Below are 19,585 nucleotides of genomic sequence, written 5' to 3' on the forward strand. Positions count from 1 at the left end.
CGATCGCCCCTCCCGATGGCTCCTCAGACCAACCCCGAACCGCCCCAGAACCGTCCCCGGGCTGTCACTCCGACGGCCAGGATCAACACCACCGACGCGCACCGAATCCGACAGGGAGGCCTCTCGGCACTCGCCGGCGAATCATGGCAGGATTGGCGTGATGGGACAGACGAATGCATGGACCTCGGAGGTCGACTGGCACACCGGCCGGTGGCAGCGGCGTTCACCGTCCCCGCCTTCACGCGGATGGCAGCCGCCTCCCCCTCGCGGGATCCTGCCCAAACGTCCGCTGACATTCATCGAGGCGCTGGATTCGGGCTTCCGCCTGCTGCGTTTCATCCCGACTCTGTCCATCGGCTCGTCTCTCATCGTCTTCTCCCTCTGGAGCCTGCTGCTCACTGCGATCGGTGCCCTCATCGCAGTGCAGTTTCTGCCGTTCTTCAACGACCTCAGCGGCAATGAGGATGCCGCCTCCGGTTTCATCGCCCTGGCCCAGCTGGGGTCGGTGGCACTCAGCCTGCTCAGCCTCGGTTTGGCCCATCTGCTCTCCGGCGTCATCGCCACCGGAACCCGCGCCTCCTTCGGCGCCCGCAGGACCACACTGTCGATGGCGTGGAAGTCCCTGTCCGGTCGCCGCCTGCGCCTCATCCTGGCCACCCTGCTGATGAGTGGAATCAACCTCGGCCTGCTGCTGGCCCTCACCGCCCCGACGCTGCCGTTCCTAGGCGCCGATTCGGCGGTCCTCGCCTTCGTCTGGGCCGCATTGGCCGCCCTGCTGTGGTTCGTCGCGCTCATCTGGGTCAACCTGCGCCTGGCGTTCCTCGGTTCGGCGATCGCGGTCGAGGACCTGAGCGTCCGTGCCGGAATCCGACGTTCTTGGAAACTGACCGGACGCGGCTTCTGGCGAATGCTCGGCCAGCTGGCGCTCGGTTACTTCCTGTCCAACCAGCTCGTCCAGCTCATCATCACCCCGATCGTCTTCATCATCTCGGTTCTCCTGGGCGTCGGCATGACGACGGCAACCGAGTCGACGACGGCGCAGGCGGCCATCGCCATCGTCTCCGTGGGTGTGCTGCTCGCACTCACGCTCATCTCCTCCTCCGTCCTCTTCGCCTATTTCGCCTGCCTGGTCACGGTCTGCTTCTTCGATCAGCAGATGCGCTCGGAGGGGCTCGACCTGGTCCTCATCCGCGCCGAGGAGGACCGATGATCCTCTCCCCCATCACCGAGGCGGCCCGCCACCTCCACACCGCCGCGTCCTCCCAGCCGGGCGCGGCACAGCTTCGCGCCGCCTCGGCGAACATCGACCGGGACACCGGCCGCGAATGGGTCGAGCACGAACTCTCGAAAACGGAATACGCCGCCAACGACCTCACCCCCTTGGAACGGATCGGCCGGTGGCTGTCCTCCCTGTGGGATTCGCTCGTCAACGCCGCCCTGGGCGCGAACTCCCCGTGGCTGCTCATCGTTGTCGTCCTCGGCCTCGCCGCGATCATCGCCCTCATCGTCTGGCGCGTGCGTCGGGCCGGATTCCGCCGCGTCGGCCTCCCGCTGTCCGCATTCGATCCCGTAGTCTCCCAGCCAGAACCGGGCCCGTGGCGCGAGAGCGCGGCCCGCGCCGCACAAGCCGGGGGCTTCGAGACCGCGGTCATCGACGAATCCCGAGCGATCTTCGCGGTTCTGTCCGTCAAGCAGATCGTCTCGCTCGAGTCCTCGGCCACTGCCAGTGAGATCGCCCGTTCCGCCGAGGCGGCCCTGCCCGAGCTCGGACCCGCGGTCCACGGCGTGGCCGAGGTCTTCAACGACCTCCGCTACGGGGAGGTGACCGCGGCGAAGACACGCGCCGACCGCAGCCTCGGCGAGATCTATGCGGATCTGTGCGCTCTCGACCAGACGCTGAGCGCACTGCCGGTCCGCCGGGAGGCAACTGTATGAGCGCACAGTTGGATATCGCCGCCCGCGGCACCCGGTCGACCTCGCGGGTTCAGCTGCGCGCTCGGCTGCGGTCGGCTGCGGTATGGATCGTCGCGGCCTTCGTCATCCTCGTCACCGTGATCGTGCTCGTGCTGCTGAGCGGCGACGAGGAGTCCGCAGAGCCCCTGCACTATGACTCTACAGAGCGCACCGGCACGAAGGCGCTCGTCGAAACCCTGCGCGACCATGACGTCGATGTCACCACCACGGAGGATCAGGAGCAGGCCCGCTCGGCCGCCGCCCGACCCGACACCACCCTGCTCATTCCCGCGAACACCGCGGCTCTGTCACCCGGGGACATCGCCGGCATCGAGTACGCTCTGCGCACCCACGGCAACCGGCTCGTCCTCGTCGATCCCGGTCCGACGGTGTCGGAGTTCACCGACCGGATCACCGTCAACGACAACTTCAGCCCGTTGGCCGATCCGGAGGCCACGTCCGCACCGTCCTGCGACTCACCGATCGCCCACAGCGCCGGCGCCGTATCCACCGGCGAGGTCGAATACGCGGAGACGAAGAAGGGCACCGAAGGGATCACCGCCTGCTACCCGTTCACCGGCCCCGGGGTCGCTGAGATCGACGGCACCGAGGTGGCACCTGGGTCTGCACGCGGACAGCTCCTCACCGATTCGGGCCGTTCCGTTCCGCTGACCGTGCTCGGCAACCCCGACTGGGTGACCAATGAGAACATCGACGAAGAGGGCAATGCCGCCCTCGTGCTTTCGCAGCTGTCCCAGACGCAGAACCTCGTCGTCTACTATCCGACCTTCGACGGTTCGGGACAGCAGCAGTCGCCTCCGTCGACGATCGATTTCGTGCCCGGCTGGTTCCTCGCCGGAGTCATGTGGCTGGTCCCCTGCCTGCTCGTCCTGCTGCTCGTCATCGGGCGCCGGTTCGGGCCGCTGGCTCTCGAGCGTCTGCCTGTCATCGTGCCGGCTGTCGAGACCGTGCACGGCCGGGCCGCCCTGAGCGCGCGCAGCCACGATCGCGACGGGGCGCTGCACACTCTGCGGGCCGGAGCACTGCTGCGCATCGCCAAACGACTAGGTCTGAGCGCCGATGCCCGGACCCCCACCATCATCGCTCGCATCGCAGCAGTCACAGGAGTCGATCCGGGCCGTCTCCACTATGTCTTCGTCTCCGCGTCGGCTCACACCGACGCGGAACTCACCGAACTCGTCCATCAGCTCACCCAGATCGAAAGTGAGATCCCATGACCCAGCCGCCTCAGGGCCCCACGAATCCTCAGGAACCGGTTGCCTCTCAGCCTCCGGCCGCACCACGGCCCCAGGAGCAGGTCGCGCCGCAGACCCCCGCCGCGGACAGCGCGCAGGCTGAGTCGGACCCGCTCCGGGAGGCGTTCATCGATGTGCGCACTGAGATCGCCAAGGCCGTCGTCGGCCAGGACCAGGCAGTGACGGGAATGCTCATCGCACTGCTGTGCCAAGGCCACGTGCTTCTCGAAGGGGTTCCCGGAGTGGCGAAGACTCTGCTCGTGCGCAGCTTCGCCGCCGCGGTCAGTCTGGACAGCTCCCGTGTGCAGTTCACTCCCGACCTCATGCCCAGCGATGTCACCGGTTCACTGGTCTACGACGCGTCCGTCTCGGACTTCTCATTCCGTCCCGGCCCGGTGTTCACGAACATCCTCATCGCCGATGAGATCAACCGCACCCCGCCTAAGACCCAGTCGGCCCTGCTCGAGGCGATGGAGGAGCATCAGGTGTCCGTCGGGGGACGCTCACGGAAGCTGCCCGAACCGTTCCTCGTCGCAGCCACACAGAACCCCGTCGAATACGAAGGCACCTATCCGCTCCCGGAGGCTCAGCTCGACCGGTTCCTCTTCAAACTCGTCCTCAACCTGCCCGAACGGGATCACGAATTCGAGATCCTCGACCGTCACGCCCGAGGCTTCGATGCCGGATCCCTGGCCGCGGCTGGTCTGCGTCCGGTCGCCGATGCCGAACTCATCGGCCGGGCACGCGAGGCCATCGCCAAGATCTACATCGCCCCGCAGATCATCACCTATATCGTCGACCTCGCCCGAGCCACCCGCCAGACCCCGTCCCTGGCCTTGGGCGTCTCACCTCGCGGAGCGACGAGGATAATCGGAGCCGCCCGCGCTCATGCGTGGCTGAGCGGTCGACACTATGTCACCCCCGATGACGTCAAGGCTCTGGCCCATATGTCGCTGTCGCATCGGGTCATCCTGCGCCCCGAAGCGCAGATGGACGGTCTGGACGTCGGTCAGGTCCTCGACTCGATCATCGCCACGACCGAAGTGCCCCGCTGAATGACCACCCGACTGTTCCTGCTCACCCTTCTCGGCCTCGTGCCCGTCATGCTGGTGCCCACATGGCCGACGGCCTTGATCGTGGCCGGTGTGATCGTCCTGGCAGCGGTCCTCGACTTCTTCTTCGTTCCCCGGATCCACGGTTTGGAAGTCCAGCGCACACCGGGACCGATGGTCCGCCTCGGCGACAGCACCCACAGCACGCTGACTCTCATCAATGGGACCAGCCGCCGGCTGCGCCTCCACGTCCGCGACGCCTGGGCACCGAGTGCCGGGGCGGTCGAGACCCGTTCTCGTCACGTGCTGGAACCAGGCGAGCAGACAGAGGTGATCACCGAGCTGGGGCCGACTCGACGCGGCGCGCTGCCCGGCGATCTGGTGACCGTGCGCAGTCGCAGCAAGCTCGGGCTGATCCATCGGCAGAAGAGCATCGATGTTCCCGCCTCTGTGCGTGTTCTGCCACCTTTCGTGTCCCGGAGGGAGCTGCCGTCGAAGACGCAGAAGCTGCGGGAGCTCGAGGGACGGTCCGCGGTGATGATCCGCGGAATGGGCACGGAATTCGATTCGCTGCGCGACTACGTCGACGGTGACGATGTCCGGTCGATCGACTGGCGAGCCAGCGCCCGCGCGCAGAATCTCGTGGTCAAAACCTGGCGGCCGGAAAAGGATCGTCGCGTCGTCATCGTCGTCGATTCCTCCCGGTTCGCCGCCCGTCGCTGTGGTGAGGGAACGGTCTTCGACGCCGCGCTCGAGACGTCGCTGCTGTTGACGGCTCTGGCCACGGGGGCCGGCGATCGGGTCGATGTCATCGTCGCCGATGCCCGGGTGCGGGCCGTCGCGTCGAGCCATCGGGCTCATGATCCGGTCCATGACCTGTCGGTGGCGCTGACGCCTGTGTACCCGGAGCTCTACGAGGCGAACTGGGAGTCGATCTCCGCTGCGGTTCTGCAGACCTCCCGGCAGCAGGCGCTCGTCGTCTTGGTCACTCAGCTCGATGAGGCGACCATCGCCGAAGACATCCTGCCCGTGCTGCCGACTCTCACGGCACACCACCGGGTCGTCGTCGCCGGAGTCGAAGATCCCGCACTTGAGCACCTGGCTGCCCGGCGCGGCGACGCCGACGACGTCTATACAGCGGCGGCCGCCGAGGCCGAGATGCTCGCGACGGCGTCGCTGCAGTCTCGGCTGCGCGGACTCGGCATCTCCTCCGTCCAGGCTCTGCCGGAGAAGCTTCCCGGAGCGTTGGCCGATCTCTACATCCGGCTCAAGGTCTCCGGCGGGCTGTGACCGCGACCCCGCTCAGCGGCGAACTGTCAGCGACAATCTGATCAGCGGTCGGTGGAGATGAACGAGTATCCGGCCTGATGCTCGTCGAGATCGGCGCTGAGTCCGGCTGCGGCGGCGCGCTTGCCGAAGTACCACGCGTAGACGACGACAGCCGCGGTATAGGCCACTCCGATGGCGATCTTGACCGCCGGCGGAATCGGGTTCGGGGTCACGAAGCCCTCGATGAGTCCCGAACCGAACAGCAGCAGCACGAGACCGCCGGCGACGACGAGCAGCGACCGAGCTTCGGAGGCGAGCTTGTCGCGGCGCGGCCTGGGGCCCGGCACCACCCAGGCGAAGAAGAGACGCAGACCCGCGGCAGCGGCGAGGATGATGCAGCTGATCTCCGGGATCCCGTGGGGCAGGATGTAGAGGAAGAAGTCGGAGGCCCGGTCGAACTCGAACATCATCGCTCCGGAGAAGCCGACGTTGACGGCATTCGAGAACAGTCCGACGATGACATAGCCGCCGGTGATGCCGAGAAGGACGAACTGGACGGCGATCCACGCGTTGTTCGTCCACACGCCGACGGCGAAGAAGCCGTTCGGGTTCTCTTTGTAGTAGTCGACGAAATCATGTTCGGCGAACTGTCGTCGGAACTCTCGATCCCCGAAGGTCTCGAGCACTTCCGGATGCGATCCCGCCCAGATGCCCGACAGGACGGCGACGGCGAGGAATCCGGCGGCCACGACGACGAAGTCCCATCGCAGCCGGTACAGCGACAGCGGCAGACTGATGACGAAGAACCGTGCGAGCCCGGACAATCCTCCGCTGGGCACGGACGAGAGATGATTGCGGGAGCGGTGGACGATCGCCGAGAGCCGAGCGGCTTCGAGAGAGTCGGGAGCCACCGTCGTGATCCGCGACAGATCCTTCGACGCGGTCCGGTAGAGCTTGAGGAAACGGGTCGTCTGCTCGGGTGTCAGCGTGTTCTTCTTCGCCAATGCCGAGAGCTCCAGCCAGTCATCGCCGTGCAGCTGGGCCAGCAGGTTCGGATCCATCTCTCCACCCTATCGGAGACGACGCCTCGGCACCTCCGACCCAGCGAGAGGCACACGGCAAGCTCTCGGCGAAACGACCACCTCGGAACGCGGCAATATGACACGATGGTCGGGTGAGCACTCTGATCACCGGTGAAGCCGTCGAACTCAATGTCCAACCGGCCGCTCTCGCGGCGCGGGCACTGAGCTGTCTCATCGACTACATCGTCTATTCGCTGGTGAATGTCGGTCTGCTCATCGCCACGTTCTGGCTCATGCTCAAGGTGCTCGATCTCAACGGACTGCTCCTCGGCTCACTCATGACCGTGATGACGATCTTCGTGTTCGTGCTGCTGCCGATGCTCGTCGAAGTGCTCAGTCACGGTCGTTCGCTGGGCAAGCTCATCCTCGGGCTCCGCGTTGTTCGCGACGACGGCGGTGCGGTGCGGCTGCGCCATTCCTTCATCCGCGCTCTGCTGTGGCCGTTCGAGATCGTGTCCAGCGGCGGCGGCATCGCGGCTCTGTCCGGTCTGCTCTCACCGCAGGCCAAGCGCCTCGGCGACTACCTGGCCGGGACCATCGCCGTCAGCGAACGCAGCCGACCTCTGCCGCCTATGCACACCCATGTGGCCCCTCATCTGCACGAATGGCTGAACCGCACAGACGTGACATCGATCCCCGACGGTCTGCATCGGCGCATCGTCGCGTTCCTCGCCATGGCGCCCCAGCTCGGTGCCGAGTCGAGGTGGCAACGAGCGATCGAGCTCGCCACCGAGCTCAACCCCTTTGTGGCTCCGGCCCCGCCGGAGGGAACGTTTCCCGAACAGTTCCTGTCCGCGGTCATCCATCGGCAGCGCATTGCCGATGTCGAGAAACAGCGCCGTCGGAGCGTCCGTGCAAACGCTTTCCGGTCCGCAGTCGACACGCTCCCCCACGGCCTCAGCCTCACCCGCCGCTGACGAAGCATTCTGACTGTCCGCCGCTGACGCCGCGGCTCGGCTGCCCTCGGTCGGCGGAGCGGTCCCGGACTGCGACCGGGTTCGCCCGCTCCGCCGCCAGACCGGACCGCACCGGCAGTGCTCGATCAGTACCGGTAGTGCTCGGGTTTGAACGGTCCTGCCACGTCGACGCCGATGTACTCGGCCTGTTCCTTGCTCAATTCGGACAGCTTCGCCCCGAGCGCCGGCAGATGGAGGCGCGCCACCTTCTCGTCGAGTTCCTTCGCCAGCCGGTGCACCGAGTTGCCGTAGTCATCGTGGGCGTGCCACAGCTCGATCTGGGCGAGCACCTGATTGCTGAATGACGCACTCATCACGAACGACGGATGGCCGGTGGCGTTGCCCAGGTTGAGCAGGCGCCCTTCGGAGAGGACGAGGAAGTCCGTGCGGTCGCGACCGAGTCCCGCCTCGGCGGGCACGGGCACGCTCCACTCGTGGACCTGCGGTTTGATCTCGATCTTCTCCACTCCGGGCAGCCGGGACAGCCCTGCCAGATCGATCTCCTCATCGAAGTGGCCGACGTTGCCGACGATAGCGCCGGGTTTGAGCGTCTGCAGCACGTCGACGTCGAGGACTCGGGTGTTTCCGGTCGTGGTGATGATGATGTCGGCGTGGGGAGCCACCTCAGCGAGGAGGTCGACCTGGTAGCCGTCCATCGTGGCCTGCAGCGCACAGATCGGATCGATCTCGGTCACGATGACGCGCGCACCCTGCCCGCGCAGCGCCTCGGCGGCACCCTTGCCGACGTCGCCGTAGCCGATGACGACGGCGATCTTTCCGCCGATGAGGACGTCGGTGGCACGGTTGAGTCCATCGGGCAGCGAATGGCGGATGCCGTAGCGATTGTCGAACTTCGACTTCGTCACCGAATCGTTGACGTTGATGGCAGGGAACGGCAGAGTCCCCTGTTCGGCGAGGCGGTAGAGGCGGTTGACTCCGGTCGTCGTCTCCTCGCTCACGCCCTTGATTCCGGCGACCAGACGGGCGAAGCGCCCGGGGGCCGACTCGATGGACGCGGCGATCTGCTTGAGCAGGACCTTGAACTCCTCCGAGTCCTCGGCGCCGGCGGTGGGCACTCCCCCGGCGGCTTCGAACTCGGTGCCCTTGAGCACGTACATGGTGGCGTCGCCGCCGTCGTCGAGGATGAGGTTCGGTCCATCCGCGAAGTCGAAGATCTTGTCAGCGGCCCACCAGTACTCTTCGAGGGTCTCGCCCTTCCATGCGAAGACGGGGACGCCGGCCGGAGCCTCGGGAGTGCCGGAGCCGACGACGACGGCCGCCGCGGCCTCGTCCTGCGTGGAGAAGATATTGCAGCTGGCCCACCGGACGTCTGCACCGAGTGCGACGAGGGTCTCGATGAGGACAGCCGTCTGCACGGTCATGTGCAGGCTGCCGGCGATGCGGGCCCCGGCCAGCGGTGTCGTCGAGGCGTATTCCTCACGCAGCGCCATGAGGCCCGGCATCTCCCTTTCGGCGAGGCGGATCTGATGGCGGCCGGCCTCGGCCAAGCTGAGATCGGCGACCTTGAAGTCAGTGGAATCGAGCACGGTACCTCCATACGGCGGGCTGTCTGATCGGCTTCGAGTCTATTGCCGGGCAGGCGGCTTGTCGCGTCATGCTCGTTCTGCGGACAGCGAAGACTGTAGGCGAGCGGTCATACCCATGCTGCCCTGCTGCCGAGAAACGGAAGCAGAGAACCGGCTGCCGTCGATCCGGCTTCAGGCGTGCTCGTTGACGAGGCCCGTGACCCGGCGGGTGAGCGCGTCCACCTGCGCCGAATCGGCGGCTTCGACGTTGAGCCGGACGAGGGGTTCGGTATTGGACTTGCGCAGGTTCACCCACCAGTCCGCACCCTGCAGGCCGATACCGTCGAGGTCGTCGACGGTGTTCTCTGGGAAGTCTCCGGCATGCGCGGCGAAGTCGGCGAGCACAGCGTCGGGGTCGGCGACGGTGAAGTTGATCTCCCCCGACTGCACGAACCGGTCATAGTCGGCAACCAGACGGGAGGCGGGAGCACGTGATTGGGCGAGGGCGGCGATGAGGTGACAGGCGGCGAGCATTCCCGAGTCCGCCCCGAAGAACTCGTCGAAGTAGAAGTGTGCGGAGTGTTCGCAGGCGAAGACGGCTCCTGTTTCGCGCATGAGCGTCTTGATGCCCGAATGGCCGACCTTCGACCGCAGTGCGTGTCCGCCGGCAGCGGTGATCGTCTCGGCCACGCTGCGGGAGGTGATGAGGTTGTGGATGACGGTGGGTCGGTCGTCGCCGAGTGCCCGGGCCCGTGCGATCTCGCGTTCGGCGACGAGTGCGCCGACGGCCGAGGCCGACATCGTCGCTCCGGTCTCGTCGATGAAGAAGCAGCGGTCGGCGTCCCCGTCGAAGACGAGTCCGAGATCGGCGCCGTTGTCGACGACAGCGCGTGCCGCGTCGACGAGGTTCTCGGGATTGAGCGGGTTCGCCTCGTGGTTGGGGAAGGTCCCGTCGAGTTCGGTGAAGAGGCCGATGACGCCGAAGGGCACCGAGGCGGCCCCCGCGTCCGTGCCGAAGACCTCCCCGAGGAGGCGCCCGGCCATGCCGTTTCCGGCGTCGAGCACGATCGACAGTCCCGTGACCTCGTGGACGTGGGTGAGTTCGCGGATCCGTGCCGCGTACTGCTCCCGCATCCGGGATGCGGCAGTCTCATCTTCGGCGATGGTCCGGCCGTCGGTCTGTGGTGCCGTGATCGCGAGTTCCCTGACTCGCGAAAGTCCGGAGGCCAGGCTGACTCCGGCGGCGCGAGGTCCGCAGATCTTGATCCCGTTGTAGTCGGCGGGATTGTGACTGGCTGTGATCATAGCGCCGGGCAGATCGAAGATGCCCGAGGCGAAGTAGAGCTGATCGGTCGAGCACAGCCCCAGCAGGACGGCCGTCGAGCCGGCGGCGTCGACTCCCGCGGCGAAGGAGTGGGCGAATCCGGGAGAGCTCGGTCGCATATCGTGGCCGATGACCACCTCGGTGGCGGTGTGGATCTCAGCCATGGCTCGGGCCGTTGCCCAGCCGAGGGCGAACAGGATGTCCTCGTCGAGCTGGTCGGGAATGCGACCGCGGATGTCGTAGGCTCCGACGGCGGCGTCGAGGGCAGCCGTCCGGGCTCGTCCGAGTTCGGAGTCGGTCGGGATCTGTTGGGCGGGTTCGATTCGGGTCGAGTCCGGCTCGCTGTGGCTCATGAGTCGCCGATGATGCGCAGGTGACCGTGTCGACGTCCCGAAACGGCCGGATCGTCGGCCGGTCGCGGTGCGTTCCGGGCCGGGGTCTGATCGGCGCGATCGGCGGCCTCGCGCACGGCGTCGGCGATCGCCAGCAGGTCGTCATGGCTGCGTTCGGGCGGGGCCTGCCCGGAGTCGACGCGGATGAGCTGCCAATCCACTGGCGGGGTCAGCTTCGCCGCATGTTCGGCGCACAGGTCATGAGCGCCCGGTTCGGCGCGCCTGCCCAGAGGTCCGATGACGACGGTCGCATCGGCGTGCACGTACGTCATAGTGGCGGCGGCGGGGCGCGAACAGCTGACTTTTGAACACATTCTCACGGCTGACACAGTCCCACACTCTACACGCCGCACCCCGCCGATTCGCTCAGGCACGGCGGCACCGCACGTAGAATGAAGTGCTATGAGACCAAGGCGACATCGCGACCGACATGGGCGGGGTCTGCGGTCTCCGCTGCACCGGGCCGAGGTGCCCGCGCGGCTGAGTCGGGCGGAGAGTTTTGCGAAGGTCGCGGCCGCCGAATTCGCCCGCATGCGCAGGCACGAACCCGTCCTCCTCGCCGAGGTGGTGCTGGCCGTCGATTCCGTCCCACCGGCGAGTTCGACCGAACCGAGCTTCGGCCGTGTGTTCCCGGCGGCAGGGGACCGTCCCACCCATATCGTCCTCTATCGGCGGGTGATCGAAGATCATGCCGGCAGTGACGCCCGGGATGCGCTCATCGCCGAGGTGGTGGCGGACCAGGTCGATATCCTCCGTCGCACCTGAGATCCGCAGTCTCCGCAGGAACCTGGTTCGCGAGACCTCAGCCGAGCCGGATATCGCGGTAGGCCACACCTGCCGGGGCAGGCGCCGGGACGACCGTGGAGATTCCGTCTTCGGTGGTCACGACGAGGGTCGCATGCACCCCATCGGCCTGTGAGCCCGAGGCTTGGGATCCTTTGAGGACGAGTGCGCGCACCGACTCCTCGGAGACGTCGCTCGGATTGAGCACGGTCGTTCCCGTCGGGTTGAGGTCGATCGATTGAGGATCGGTCAGCGAACCGTCGTCGAGCATTCCCTGCACCTGCACATGTCCCTGACCGGGCGAGAGGTTCAGGGATGACTCACCGGTGCGAGGAAGCGCCAGAATCTGGGTCTCGGCGAGGGAATCGGTCGACGGGATGCTGCCGAAGTCGGCGGCTCCCTTCTCTCCGTCCTTGCCGATGAAGGCTCCGGCCTGGACGCGCTGAGAGGATTCGACGACGAGGCTCGTGGCGTCGAGATCCCCGAGATCGGCCTCGGCGACACCGCGGCCGACAACGGTCATCGAGGAACGGGGAATGTCGATCTCTCCGTCCGGCCCGTACGCCTTCAGGGATACCTCGGCGAGGTCGCTGCTCGGGTTCGCAACCCGGACTCGCGCGTCCTTGCCGCTGAGCCCGGTGAGCACCTGCTGGCGATCGGCCCCTGCCCCGCCGGCAGCGAGGTCGATGCCCTGCGGTTTGAGTCCGTCGAGGACGGTCTCCTGGACGGAACCGGCCAGGACTCCGCCGTCGACGGTGACGTCGACGGCGAGGGCCTCGGCACCCCCTGCCAGCCCGCCCAGCGGGACGGCACGCTGCTGACCGGCCTTGATGCTGAGTTCGGTCGGTTCGGCGGATTCGCCGCCCGGAGTCATGAGCGCAACCTTCGCCTGCACGGGAACGTCTCCCGGGTTGCTCAGCAGCAGCTGCGAGTTCGAGCCGGTGGCTCCGGATCCGGCGACGATCCGGAAGCTGCTCGATGCCTGGGCGCAGGTGAGGGTGGCCAGGCCCGTGAGGTCACCGGAGCTGCCTTCGACGGTTTCGAGACCGGTTGTCAGGGCAGGAGCCCCAGGACGGGCGAAACCGGTGACGAGCTTCGTCGAGTCGATGCTGTCGTCCCCGGAGACGAAGCCCTGGCCGGAAGGATTGTCGAAGTCGATCGAACCGCCGAGATCGGCGACCTGGAGACGAGCCGAGGAGGTCGATCCGTCTGCGGCGCCGATCGGCGCGGAGGCGGAGACGACACGGGTCGAGACCTTCGAATCGTCGACGAATTCGGCGTCGGTGCCTTCGGCTTCTCCTGCTGTGAGCAGGGGGCCGGGACAGACGACGCGGGTGTCGGCGGTGGGCATGCGCACCTGTTCCGGACTGCGGTCCAGCGTGCCGGGGGTCAACGGGGTGAGGAACGAGGTCATGGCCACGAGCACCCCGGGCACGGCGATGGCCGTGAAGGTGACGATGCTGCGCTGGTGCTTCATGCCTGCTGCTCCTCACGGCCGGTCTTCCGCGTCACATTTCCCGCCCGGCCGAAAGGGATGGCGACGATGAGGCTGAGCAGTCCGAGCACCCATCCGACGATGACGCCGACCGGGTAGAGGGGTGAGGTCAGCGAGATCTCGACCGTTCCCCCGGCTGCAGGAAGGTCGAATTCGCTTGCCCACGCCTCTTCGCCGGGCTTCGGCTGCGGCAGCGGCTCGCCGTCGATGCTCGCGGTGATTCCGTGCGCTGCATCGGCGATGGTCAAGGTGCGCCCCTCCTGACCGGCCGGCACCGTCGCGGTGGTGCCCTTCATCGCCGCCGTCGACACCTGGCCGTCGGCGTCGCGGATGAGAAAACGGCCGCTGTAGGGTTTGTCGACGCGCCACAGCTGCCCGGACGAGGTGGGCCCGACCGGCAGGAGGCCCTCGGAGACGGATACCGAGTTGGTCAGGCTGCCGGCCTCGGGGCCGACGAGGACGAAATCGACTCCGAGTTCGCCGAGGATGCTGCCGAGGTCACCGGCGTCATCGGCCGAGAGCGCGGACGCGGCCTGAGCCACTAGCACCTGATCGGGAGTGATCGGCAGCGGGCGGCGCTGCCACGGCCACCCTCCGACGGTTTCTGCCGAGACCACCGTCGATGTGCCCAGCACCGTGCCGTCGGCGGAGGAGATGAGGGTGGCCAGAACCTCTCCGTCGACATTGTCCAAGCGGAGGGTGCGCGCTTGGGTCTCCCCCGCTGCGCGGTCAGCGGCCAGCGCGGGGACGTTGCTGTCGGAGGTCGCGGTGACCGCCTCGGGCGAGGACGTGGCCCGTCCGGCGCCGATGGCGATGAGCCCGATGGCCGCTACGGTCACGAGCCCGACAAGGCCGCGCATCGGCAGCCGACCGGAAGCCGCGGAGTTTCCCTTGGCCGCACTCTTCGCAGAGGACGAACCGGCATCTCGGCTGCGCCCGGGGCGGCGGCCCACGGTGCGGTCGGCGCCGAGGGACAGCAGCAGGATCGACCCCAGGCAGACCAGGGTCAGTCCCGCTGCAGGGTATGAGGCGATGAGGTGGAACGGTCCCGTCTCCGCCGGCAGATGCACCTGGATCGCGGCGACGATGAGACCGCCGACGTAGAGTCCGACCGCCCAGGTCAGGCGGGAGAGTTCGAGCCGGGCTTCGATGAGGGTGAAGAAGGCCAGGATGAGCATCGGCAGCATCAGGACCGGCGCCCAGAGTTCGAGGGTGCCGACAGAGATCCCGCCGAAGCCGAGATCAGAGATCAGCTTCGTCAGCCAGGACATGTCGAGCGGAGCAGGGAACCCGACGGCAAGCAGATAGGTCGGCGCGGACTCGGTGGCCGTGGTCTGTCCGGGCATCGTGAGAAGAGTTCCCGGTTCGCGGACGACGGCCCACAGCCACGGCCAGCCCAGGAACACGGTCGGGGCGAGCAGCCACAGATGGCGCAGGCCGCGACCTGCCACGAGAAGCACCGCGGTGCCGAGGACCGTGACCAGCAGGAGCAGTGGAATGCCCGCGGTGATGACGAACAGCAGCAGGCCGGTGCCCGCTGCCGCAGCGATCGACCCGCTCTTCAGGCTGCGGCGAAGAGTCAGCACCGCCAGCGGGGCACAGATCCAGACGAGGATCACACCGAGGCGGCCGTCCGACAGTGCGGCCGTGAACAGCGGAGACGCGATCCACAGCAGTGCGGCGAAGCCGCGCACCCACCGCCGCGCCAGCACACTGCCCGCGCCCGCGTAGGCGGTGATGGCGGCCAGGATCGGTGCGGCCAACAGCAGGGAGCGGACCATGACATCGACATGGCCGAAGAAGAGGAGGGAGAGCACACCGAGGACAAGGTGGTGGGGGTCGGCCGGGACCGCCGCACCGGTCGAGACGTCGAGGTGACGTCCGAGGAGACGGTCGACGATCTCACCGAGGCCGATGTCGGTCGAGCCCAGAGCGCCGCCGTCGAGATGGCCGGGGCCGAAGAGTCGGAAGCTGATGACCCCGCTCATCACCACGGCGGCGAGGATCACATAGGTCAGGGGTGCACGCAGCAGACTGGAACCGCCGGAGATCTCCAGACGGGAGAAGGAGTCGATGGCCTCTTCGGTGTCGCCGACCGGGTTGAGTTCGGCATCGGCGTCGGGACCGCCGGTGGGAACCTCAGCCGGACGAGAGTCATCGCTCTCGCCGCTCATCGTCCGGCGCTGAACGGCGAGTTCTTCGTCATCGGCGTAGAGCGCGGCGACATGTCCGGTGTTCGATCGTCTGGCCACACGGTTGCGACGGGCGTTGGCGCGTCTCAGCGGGGCGGTGGTCGACACATCTGTGGGAAGGCCGATGAGCGCACCGAGGTGCCACCCGGCAGGACGGAAGTTATTCGACAGCAGCCCGCCGATGACGCGGCCGAGGTGGCCGAGAGCAAGGAGACAGAAGAGCGAGACCAGCCCCTGGCCGGCGAGGCTGAGACGGTAGCGCTGCTCCGTCCGGATCTGGGACTTCGACCTCGGCGGGTGGGGCGAGGAGCCGAGTCGGGCAGCGGACGCAGCGGAGATCTCCATCCGTGCACGCGGGGCCAGCAGCACGCGGGCGCCGAGGTCGCGCAGACGACGGGAGTATTCGAGACCGGAATAGGCGGGACCGAGCACACGGGAGGGTGCCCCGATGCGCTCGAGTTCGATGGTGGCCATGAGCAGGCCAGGCAGGTCGAGGCCCAGAGTTTCGATCTGACTGTCGCGCTGGCCCTGGTCGATCTCCCCGGAGCCGACGGGGTTGAAACGCTCCCCCGCCGAGGTGGTGCTCACTCCGGCGGAGACGATGCGGCCGGAGCATATGAGCTTCGGTCCGACGGCGGCGATGGATTCCGTCTCCCCGATGGCGTCGAGCAGCTCATCGAGGCAGTCTGGTTCGGGACGGGAGTCAGGGGTGAGGAACCATAGGAAATCCGACTCTGCGATCTCCGGCATCTCACCGGCTTCGCGGACCGTCCGCCCCCCGAGATCCACCACGGGGGTCTCGGGGTAGTGCGGACGAAGAGCTGTTTCGAGCTCGACCTTGCTGGCGTCGTCGCCGGCGACGACGACGATGGTGACGGCTTGACTCACACGACCTTTTTCTTGAGTCGGCGGCGTTCGCGTTCGGACATTCCGCCCCAGATGCCGAAGCGCTCATCGTTGGCGAGAGCATATTCGAGGCATTCGGAACGGACGTCGCAGGAGGCGCAGACCCGCTTGGCTTCACGAGTCGATCCGCCTTTCTCCGGGAAGAACGCCTCAGGGTCGGTCTGAGCGCAGAGGGCCTGGTCCTGCCAGGACAGTTCACCGTCGTCTGCGGCTCCCAGCAGCAGGGACAGCGGAGAGACGGCGGAGTTGTCCGGCGGCAGCGGCGTCAGATCGCTCGGATCGACGGCCAGCGGATCCGGCAGCGTCTCGGGTGTACGTGCTCCCGGTTCGATGAACCAGTCTTCGGCACGGCGGGAGGTGACTCCCGGTGCGGCGGTGAAGTCTTCTCTCTCCCGCCATTCTCTCTGTGCACTTTGCACGGTTTTCCCCTTTCTCACACTCGAGCAGGTCCAGTACCGTGACTGAGGCGATCAGTCCGATGTACGGTCGAATCCTGAAGGATCCCTGCTCGGCGCGTTCCCCTTAGGTATAAATTACACGCGTGTCATTACCGCCCCGTCAAGCCCTTATGGAGTAACGAGACACCCCGTGAGACGCTATTCGAACACGCGTTCACATGCACACGCGCCCGGAACCCCATATATAGGTCACAGCCCAGTCATAGGGCACAACCTGTGGGATTCGCCTGAGCAAACCTGGAGAATTTAGAAAGTGGGCACCCACAATGGGATTATGGAGAGATGAGAGTGGAATCACCGGTGGCCCGGCATGAATGACCGTCTGCTCACCGTCTACGCGCCTCCCGTCGAGGAAGAGATCGCGTCGGGTTCCGACCTCCCCGCGATCCTCATCAACGCCCTCCGGCGCAACCGCATCGACCTCAAGGACGGCGATATCCTCGTCGTCGCCTCGAAAGTCGTCTCCAAGGCCGAGGGACGCCTGCGCACGGTCTCAGATCGTGCCGAGTTCGAGGAGCTCGTCGCGGAGACCGGCACCCACTTGGTCGCTGAACGCTCCTATCGATCCGGCACCACCGTGCAGATCGTGCGCACCCCGGCGGGCACCGTTCAGGCCGCAGCGGGTCTCGACCAGTCGAACTCCGGCGGAGCCGTCATCCTCCACCCGCTCGACAGCGACCGATCCGCCGATGGCCTGCGTCGACGGGTCGAGCAGGCTTTCGAGGTGCGTATCGGTCTGGTCATCTCGGATACGAGTTCACGGCCGTGGCGGGTCGGGGTCGGCGATATCGCCATCGGTCTGTCCGGGTTCTCCGGTCTCGACGACCAGCGCGGTCGCCCCGACGACGACGGGCGCGTCCAGACCGTGACGGTGCGCGCGATCGCCGATGAGATCGCAGCGGCCGCCGACTTGGTCAAGGGCTCCTCCCGCGGACTGCCCATGGCGTTGGTCCGCGGAGCCGGCGGATACCTCGACAACGGTCGCGAAGGCGCCCGTGCGCTCTCCCGCGACCTCGGCGAGGACTGGTTCCGACACGGCCATGTCGAAGCCATTCAGCGCGGTCTGGGAGTCACCGACCTGCCCGGCAGCGCCCCTGCCGGCGACAACAGCGACGACATCCTCGAAAGGGTGTCTCGAGCGATCCGCGTCGTCCGCGCCGGGCAGTCGCGGACCCCGGGCCATGCGGCATGGCGGATGCGCATCGAAGGGTCGGGATCGCGGATCACGCTCAGCCCCTCTGACTCGCCGGCGACCGCTCAGTCGGGCGGCCCGCCCCTGCTCGAGGCGATGGTCGGGCTCGGTTCTCTCGTCGAACGCCTCCATACAGCGCTCTTCGCCGAGGACCTCAGCGCCTCCACGCGCTATCACTGGGTCGATGGTGAGCTCGGGGCCTTCCCCCGCGGGGTGACGATCGACATCGGCCTCATCGTTCCCTGACCCTCCCGGCAGATTGCCCTCGAAACACAAACATGGAAGCGGATATGGATCTCTCAGTCATCGCGCGCACCGGTGGGCCCGTCCTCATCTGGCGCGGACCCGAATTCGATCGACTCGACCTCACCGGTCCGGTCGTCTCGAACTGGGTGAATAAGGGAGTCGGGCTCTTCGGCGACTACGACCTCGGACCGGACTTCACTCTCTTCGCTCCTCTGCCGGAGGGGCTGCACTGGCGCGAACTCGTCGCTGTCCTCAGTGTCCTGCTGGCCGGGGGCCGCATCGTCATCGCGAACGAATCACCGGACGAGGACTTCATGGCCCTCGTTCCCTTCGGCCATGAGGATGATGACCAGGTGGCCGACGCCGATGAGGTCTTCGTCTTCAATCCCCCGGCCCTGGCGCTGAGCACCCCGGTCGATACCGACTTCATCGACGTCAATTCCGCCATCCGCGCCTACCCCGATGTCACAGCGCGTCGCCTAGACGCTTCGGGAATCCTCGAAGTGGACGGTCAGATCATCGACTGGACGAGTTCCGAATCGATCAACGCTGCCCGCCCGCAGGGACTGCTCGCCTCGAACTCGACCCCGCTGCCGGGCGAGTGGCCGCGCTTTCTTCAGCACCTCCTCGGCGGTGGTGAGGTCCTGCTCACCAGCAGAGTCGACGATGCTCGCATCACGGACCTGGCCGCCGGGCTGGGAGTGGTCCATGGCACACTGGGCACATGGACAAAGTAGTTGATACCCCCGCAGCAGCGGTGGCCGACATTGCAGATGGATCATCGATCGCCGTGGGCGGCTTCGGTGTCGTGGGCGTGCCCGAATTCCTCATTCGGGCCCTCCAGGACCAGGGAGCCGAAGACCTCGAGGTGATCTCGAACAACGCCGGCGTCGACGGCCGCGGACTGGGCATCCTGCTCGCCGACGGGCGACTCCGCCGCATCATCGCCTCGTATGTCGGCGAGAACAAGGAATTCGCTCGTCAGTACCTCTCCGGTGAACTCGAGGTCGAACTCACCCCGCAGGGCACCCTGGCGGAGAAGCTGCGTGCAGGAGGCGCCGGCATCCCGGGCTTCTTCACCATCACGGGCGCTGGGACACAGGTCGCCGAGGGCGGCATGCCCTGGAAGTACGACGCGGACGGCAACGTCGTCAAGGAATCTCCGGCCAAGGAGACGAAGGTCTTCGACACCTTCGGCGAAGAGAAGGAATACGTCCTCGAGAAGTCCCTGGCTCCCGACTACGCACTTGTGCGTGCCGCGATCGGTGACCGGCACGGCAACCTCGTCTTCCACTCCTCGGCACGGAACTTCAATCCCCCGGCCGCACAGTCGGCGCGCATCACCATCGCCGAGGTCGAAAAGCTCGTCGAACCCGGCGAGATCGATCCGGACATGGTCCACGTGCCAGGCGTCTTCGTCCACCGCGTGGTGCCGCTGACGCCCGAACAGGTGGCGGACAAGCCCATCGAGAAGCGCACCGTACGAGAAGCCTGAGGAGACAC

General features: G+C 66.9%; 17 protein-coding genes. 10 read left to right on the plus strand and 7 right to left on the minus strand.

Annotated elements, in window-relative coordinates:
- Window positions 1-160 precede the first annotated feature (160 nt).
- The 5 genes from D3I60_RS16370 to D3I60_RS16390 are packed head-to-tail and all read left to right on the plus strand — an operon-like array spanning window position 161 to window position 5,551.
- Entirely contained in the window at window positions 161-1,210 is a 1,050-nt protein-coding gene (locus D3I60_RS16370) for a hypothetical protein (RefSeq protein ID WP_262777640.1), read from the plus strand.
- Window positions 1,207-1,935, plus strand: coding sequence for a DUF4129 domain-containing protein (locus D3I60_RS16375; protein WP_262777642.1), 729 nt, complete (start codon window positions 1,207-1,209; stop codon window positions 1,933-1,935). Before D3I60_RS16370 ends, D3I60_RS16375 begins: the two co-directional genes overlap by 4 nt.
- Complete coding sequence (locus tag D3I60_RS16380) at window positions 1,932-3,191, plus strand: DUF4350 domain-containing protein (protein ID WP_262777643.1); 1,260 nt, start codon at window positions 1,932-1,934, stop codon at window positions 3,189-3,191. Before D3I60_RS16375 ends, D3I60_RS16380 begins: the two co-directional genes overlap by 4 nt.
- Window positions 3,188-4,264 carry an AAA family ATPase gene (locus D3I60_RS16385; protein WP_262777645.1) on the plus strand — a complete coding sequence of 359 codons (1,077 nt, stop codon included), beginning with the start codon at window positions 3,188-3,190 and terminating at the stop codon, window positions 4,262-4,264. The genes D3I60_RS16380 and D3I60_RS16385 overlap by 4 nt, the downstream gene beginning before the upstream one ends.
- Window positions 4,265-5,551 (plus strand): DUF58 domain-containing protein, encoded by a 1,287-nt coding sequence (locus D3I60_RS16390; protein WP_262777646.1) that lies wholly within the window; start codon window positions 4,265-4,267, stop codon window positions 5,549-5,551.
- Window positions 5,552-5,592: 41 nt separating this feature from the next.
- On the opposite strand, the gene D3I60_RS16395 is transcribed toward D3I60_RS16390, so the two are convergent.
- Window positions 5,593-6,591 (minus strand): stage II sporulation protein M, encoded by a 999-nt coding sequence (locus D3I60_RS16395; RefSeq protein ID WP_262777648.1) that lies wholly within the window; start codon window positions 6,589-6,591, stop codon window positions 5,593-5,595.
- A 113-nt stretch (window positions 6,592-6,704) separates the two neighbouring features.
- On the opposite strand from D3I60_RS16395, the gene D3I60_RS16400 reads away from it, so the two are divergent.
- A complete protein-coding gene (locus D3I60_RS16400) occupies window positions 6,705-7,529 on the plus strand; it encodes an RDD family protein (RefSeq protein WP_262777650.1) in 825 nt (274 codons plus the stop codon).
- A gap of 125 nt (window positions 7,530-7,654) precedes the next feature.
- Here D3I60_RS16400 and ahcY read toward each other — a convergent pair whose 3' ends face one another.
- The 3 genes from ahcY to D3I60_RS16415 form a co-directional block, all read right to left on the minus strand.
- Window positions 7,655-9,115, minus strand: a complete 1,461-nt coding sequence (ahcY, locus tag D3I60_RS16405) for an adenosylhomocysteinase (RefSeq protein ID WP_262777652.1) — start codon at window positions 9,113-9,115, stop codon at window positions 7,655-7,657.
- A gap of 171 nt (window positions 9,116-9,286) precedes the next feature.
- Window positions 9,287-10,771 carry a phosphomannomutase/phosphoglucomutase gene (gene manB / locus D3I60_RS16410; protein WP_262777653.1) on the minus strand — a complete coding sequence of 495 codons (1,485 nt, stop codon included), beginning with the start codon at window positions 10,769-10,771 and terminating at the stop codon, window positions 9,287-9,289.
- Entirely contained in the window at window positions 10,768-11,124 is a 357-nt protein-coding gene (locus D3I60_RS16415) for a DUF3499 domain-containing protein (RefSeq protein WP_262778011.1), read from the minus strand. The genes manB and D3I60_RS16415 overlap by 4 nt, the downstream gene beginning before the upstream one ends.
- An 88-nt stretch (window positions 11,125-11,212) precedes the next feature.
- Here D3I60_RS16415 and D3I60_RS16420 point away from each other — a divergent pair, with 88 nt between their 5' ends.
- Window positions 11,213-11,575, plus strand: a complete 363-nt coding sequence (locus tag D3I60_RS16420) for a metallopeptidase family protein (protein ID WP_262777655.1) — start codon at window positions 11,213-11,215, stop codon at window positions 11,573-11,575.
- Window positions 11,576-11,612: 37 nt separating this feature from the next.
- On the opposite strand, the gene D3I60_RS16425 is transcribed toward D3I60_RS16420, so the two are convergent.
- Genes D3I60_RS16425 through D3I60_RS19220 form a run of 3 tightly spaced genes read right to left on the minus strand, consistent with a single transcriptional unit; the run spans window position 11,613 to window position 16,605 of the window.
- Entirely contained in the window at window positions 11,613-13,070 is a 1,458-nt protein-coding gene (locus tag D3I60_RS16425; protein ID WP_262777657.1) for a DUF5719 family protein, read from the minus strand.
- Window positions 13,067-16,168, minus strand: a complete 3,102-nt coding sequence (locus D3I60_RS16430) for a glycosyl transferase (RefSeq protein ID WP_262777659.1) — start codon at window positions 16,166-16,168, stop codon at window positions 13,067-13,069. Before D3I60_RS16430 ends, D3I60_RS16425 begins: the two co-directional genes overlap by 4 nt.
- A complete protein-coding gene (locus tag D3I60_RS19220) occupies window positions 16,165-16,605 on the minus strand; it encodes a WhiB family transcriptional regulator (RefSeq protein WP_276330045.1) in 441 nt (146 codons plus the stop codon). The genes D3I60_RS16430 and D3I60_RS19220 overlap by 4 nt, the downstream gene beginning before the upstream one ends.
- Before the next feature lie 349 nt (window positions 16,606-16,954).
- On the opposite strand from D3I60_RS19220, the gene D3I60_RS16440 reads away from it, so the two are divergent.
- The 3 genes from D3I60_RS16440 to D3I60_RS16450 are packed head-to-tail and all read left to right on the plus strand — an operon-like array spanning window position 16,955 to window position 19,577.
- Window positions 16,955-18,082 carry a coenzyme F420-0:L-glutamate ligase gene (locus D3I60_RS16440; RefSeq protein ID WP_262777661.1) on the plus strand — a complete coding sequence of 376 codons (1,128 nt, stop codon included), beginning with the start codon at window positions 16,955-16,957 and terminating at the stop codon, window positions 18,080-18,082.
- Window positions 18,083-18,126: 44 nt separating this feature from the next.
- On the plus strand, window positions 18,127-18,819 hold the full coding sequence (locus D3I60_RS16445; protein WP_262777663.1) for a hypothetical protein: 693 nt from the start codon (window positions 18,127-18,129) through the stop codon (window positions 18,817-18,819).
- Window positions 18,807-19,577: a CoA transferase subunit A gene (locus D3I60_RS16450; protein WP_262777665.1), complete on the plus strand. Its 771-nt coding sequence runs from the start codon at window positions 18,807-18,809 to the stop codon at window positions 19,575-19,577. Before D3I60_RS16445 ends, D3I60_RS16450 begins: the two co-directional genes overlap by 13 nt.
- The last annotated feature ends 8 nt before the right edge of the window (window positions 19,578-19,585 follow it).

Source organism: Brevibacterium permense, assembly GCF_025506275.1.
Classification (GTDB): Bacteria; Actinomycetota; Actinomycetes; order Actinomycetales; family Brevibacteriaceae; genus Brevibacterium; species Brevibacterium permense_A.